Genomic DNA, 3,426 nt, shown 5'->3' on the forward strand with positions numbered 1-3,426 from the left:
GTGGTCGGCGCGACCGGCCCCAAGACGCTGCGGCTCTCCGGCGAGATCGCCGACGCCACGATCCTGACCAGCGACACGTCGGTCGACGGGGTGCGGACGGCACGCGAGCACATCGGCGTGGCCGGCCATCGCGTGATCATGTTCGCCGAGACGGCCACCGGGCCGACGGCCGGGCAGCGGGTCAAGACGCCGTCGGCGATGACCGGCGACGCCGCGGCGATCGCGGCCGGGGTCAGGGCGTTCGTCGAGGCCGGGGCCGACACGGTGGTGCTCGAGCCCACCGCCGACGAGCCCGACCTGCCGGGCTTCATCCGGTTCGTCGCGCAGGAGGTCCGGCCGCTGGTGGACTGATACGCGTATCTTGTCCGGCATGCCGATTTCGCCATACATCCAGGGTCTGCGGGCGGAGGTCGGGCACGGCCTGTTGCTGCTGCCCAGCGTGACCGGCGTCGTGTTCGACGACGCCGGTCGCCTCCTGCTCGGGGAGCGGTCCGACAACGGGGAGTGGGCCCTGATCGCGGGAGTGATGGACCCGGGCGAGCAGCCGGCCGAGGCGATCGTGCGCGAGGTCTACGAGGAGACCGCCGTGCACGTCACGCCCGAGCGGATCACCAGCGTGCTCACCCAGCCCGCGACGACCTTGCCCAACGGCGACCAGGTCCAGTATGTGAACATCACCTTCCGCTGCCGGGCGGTCGGCGGGGAGGCCCGGGTCAACGACGACGAGTCGCTGGCGGTGGGCTGGTTCTCGCTGGACGACCTGCCGCCGATCCGCGACCTCGAGCGGCACCGCATCGAGTGCGCGCTGGCGCCCGGCACGTGGTTCGCCGACCCGGCGCCGCAGCGCCGGTGATCAGGCGAGCGGGCGGGTGCGGATGTAGTCGTCGTGCCACTGGTCGCCGACCAGGAAGCGCTTGGTGCCCGCCAGCGTGAAGCCGTTCTTCTCGTAGAAGCGGTTCGCCCGGGCGTTGAGCTGGTTGACGCCCAGCCAGCAGGTGTCCGCGCCGGCCGCCGCGGCGGCCTGCAGAGTCGCGGTCATCAGCGGGCCCGAGACCCCGGAGCCGTGCCGGTCGGCGAGCACGTAGAACTTGCTCAGCTCGACGCTCCGCTCCGCGTCGACCACCTTGCCCACGTCCGCGTCGGAGATCTCGCCGCGCACCAGCATCGCGTACCCGACCGGCTCCCCGTCCGACTCGGCCAGCAGCAGGATCCGGTCGGCGTCGGCGAGGTATTCCGCGAACCGCTCGGCCGACAGATGCTGTCCGACAAAGGCATCGACATCGGCCTGCGTGGTCCCGGGCGGGCAGGCCAGCATGAACGTGCGCGCGGCGACATCGTGCAGCTCAGCCACGTCGGCCAGGGTCGCCCGGCGAACGGAGATCGACATGCCCCAACTCTATGGCGGCCCACGTCACGCCGGCCGTGTGCCCCACGAACTGGAAACAGGCCTTAGAGTCAGGCCCGTGCCACAACTCGACGACGTCATTCCGGTCCCGGCCGAGGTGCGGCCCGACCGGGCCGCCGACTTCACGATCAATCCAGGCACCCGCATCCGTGCGGGGTCCGGCGCCGAGCAGGTCGCCGAATATCTGGCCACCGTCCTGCAACCGCTCGTCCCGGTCTCCGTGACGTCGTCGCCCGGCGATGGCGGGATCGCGCTGGAGCTGACCGACGAGATCAGTGGCGACGAGGCGTACGACATCGACATCGCGACCCGCGGCGTCGTGCTGCGCGCGGCGGCTCCGGCCGGGCTCTTCGCGGCCGTGCAGACGCTTCGCCAGCTGCTGCCGATCAGCGCCGGCGACCCGGTCACGCTGCCCGGCGGCCGGATCGCGGACCGGCCCCGGTTCCCCTACCGCGGCGTGATGCTCGACGTGGCCCGGCACTTCTTCACCGTCGACGAGGTCAAGTCCTACATCGACGCGATCGTCGCCTTCAAGATCAATTACTTGCACCTGCATCTCACCGACGACCAGGGCTGGCGGCTCGAGATCCCGGGCTGGTCCCGGCTGACCGAGGTCAGCGGCGCCGCCGGCACGGGCGTGGACGGCGCCGGGCCCGGCTTCTACACCCGCGACCACTTCGCCGAGCTGGTCGACTACGCCGCGTCGCGGTTCGTGACGATCGTGCCGGAGATCGACATGCCCGGGCACGTCAACGCGGCACAGGTGGCGTACCCGTCGCTGACCGCCGACGGCGCGCCCGTGCCGCAGCGCACCGACCGGGAGGTCGGCTACAGCTCGCTGGTGGCCGGCGCGGAGAGCACGTACGCGTTCGTGGAGGACGTGATCCGCGAGGTGGCGGAGCTGACCCCGGGCCCGTTCCTGCACATCGGCGGTGACGAGGCCCAGGCGACCAGCGCCGAGGACTACCGCATCTTCATGACGCGGGTGCTGCCGCTGGTCGGCAAGTACGGCAAGCGGGCGATCGGCTGGCACGAGATGGCGTCGGTCGACCTGCCGGACACCGCGGTGCCGCAGTTCTGGCGTGTCGAGGAGGCGGACGAGGGCACCGCCCGGGCCGTGTCGGCGGGCTGTCAGGTGATCATCTCGCCGGCCGACCGTAGCTACCTGGACATGAAGTACGACCCGTCGACGTCGCTGGGTCTCGACTGGGCCGGCTTCGTCGAGGTGGACCGGGCGTACAACTGGGACCCGGCCGACCGCCTGCCGGGCGTGCCGGAGCAGGCCATCCTGGGCGTGGAGGCTCCGCTGTGGTCGGAGAGCCTGCGCAGCATGGCCGACGTGCAGACGATGACGTTCCCGCGCCTGCCGGCGATCGCCGAGATCGGCTGGTCCCGCCGGGCGAACCGCGACTGGGAGTCGTTCCGGCGCCGGCTGGCGGCGTACGCCCCGCGCTGGACCGCCGCGGGCGTCGCCTTCCACCCCTCGCCGCAGATCGACTGGCCCTGACCGTTCGAAATCTTCCTTAAATCTCTCCGCTCGCCCGGCGATGGTTTCCGCACTTCACGTTGTCAAGGCGGAGGGTGGTGCGGCGGGTGGCCGGCGACGGGGTCGAAGTTCCGGCCCTAGGCTGGTGCGCCGGAGCGGAGGGAGCTGACGTTGGGCGGTGGCAGAGCGTGGCTGTCGGCCCTGATGCTGGCCGGGTTCCTGGTCGTGACCGGCGTCCAACTCGCCCTGGTCGTGGTGCCGGTGCTGCTGGTGCTCGCGCTGCTGCCCGAGGGCGCCGCGCTGCGGCTCGGCATTCCGCTGTGTACGGCGACCGTCGGCGTGATGGCCTACGCGAGCTGGCGTGCGCTGCGCACCCGGCGGGTCGAGCCGGCGGGCGTGCCGGTCACCCGGGCGGACGCGCCGGCCCTGTGGGCGATGGTCGACGCCGCGGCCGCCGCCGGACAGGTGCGGTCGCCTGACCGGGTGATCGTGGTCGCCGAGGCCACCGTCGCGTTCAGCGAACGTACCCATCTCC

General features: G+C 71.9%; 3 protein-coding genes and 2 pseudogenes. 4 read left to right on the forward strand and 1 reads right to left on the reverse strand.

The window, feature by feature from the left end:
- Together AB0M20_RS33260 and AB0M20_RS33265 are read left to right on the forward strand one after the other, a co-directional pair.
- A pseudogene (locus tag AB0M20_RS33260) lies at positions 1-351 on the forward strand (LLM class flavin-dependent oxidoreductase); the annotation flags it as partial.
- A gap of 19 nt (positions 352-370) precedes the next feature.
- A complete protein-coding gene (locus tag AB0M20_RS33265) occupies positions 371-853 on the forward strand; it encodes an NUDIX domain-containing protein (protein WP_364304301.1) in 483 nt (160 codons plus the stop codon).
- On the opposite strand, the gene AB0M20_RS33270 is transcribed toward AB0M20_RS33265, so the two are convergent.
- Positions 854-1,387 (reverse strand): GNAT family N-acetyltransferase, encoded by a 534-nt coding sequence (locus tag AB0M20_RS33270; protein ID WP_364304302.1) that lies wholly within the window; start codon positions 1,385-1,387, stop codon positions 854-856.
- A 76-nt stretch (positions 1,388-1,463) separates the two neighbouring features.
- On the opposite strand from AB0M20_RS33270, the gene AB0M20_RS33275 reads away from it, so the two are divergent.
- Together AB0M20_RS33275 and AB0M20_RS33280 are read left to right on the forward strand one after the other, a co-directional pair.
- Positions 1,464-2,912, forward strand: coding sequence for a family 20 glycosylhydrolase (locus tag AB0M20_RS33275; RefSeq protein WP_364304303.1), 1,449 nt, complete (start codon positions 1,464-1,466; stop codon positions 2,910-2,912).
- Between the two features lie 150 nt (positions 2,913-3,062).
- Positions 3,063-3,426: pseudogene (locus AB0M20_RS33280) on the forward strand (peptidase); the annotation flags it as partial.

Origin of the sequence: Actinoplanes sp. NPDC051633, assembly GCF_040681735.1 — a bacterium.
Lineage (GTDB): Bacteria > Actinomycetota > Actinomycetes > Mycobacteriales > Micromonosporaceae > Actinoplanes.

Bases quoted from the DNA above. Each gene is read 5' to 3' on its own strand.
- AB0M20_RS33270 (WP_364304302.1), bottom strand. From the start codon at position 1,387: ATGTCGATCTCCGTTCGCCGGGCGACCCTGGCCGACGTGGCTGAGCTG.
- AB0M20_RS33265 (WP_364304301.1), top strand. From the start codon at position 371: ATGCCGATTTCGCCATACATCCAGGGTCTGCGGGCGGAGGTCGGGCAC.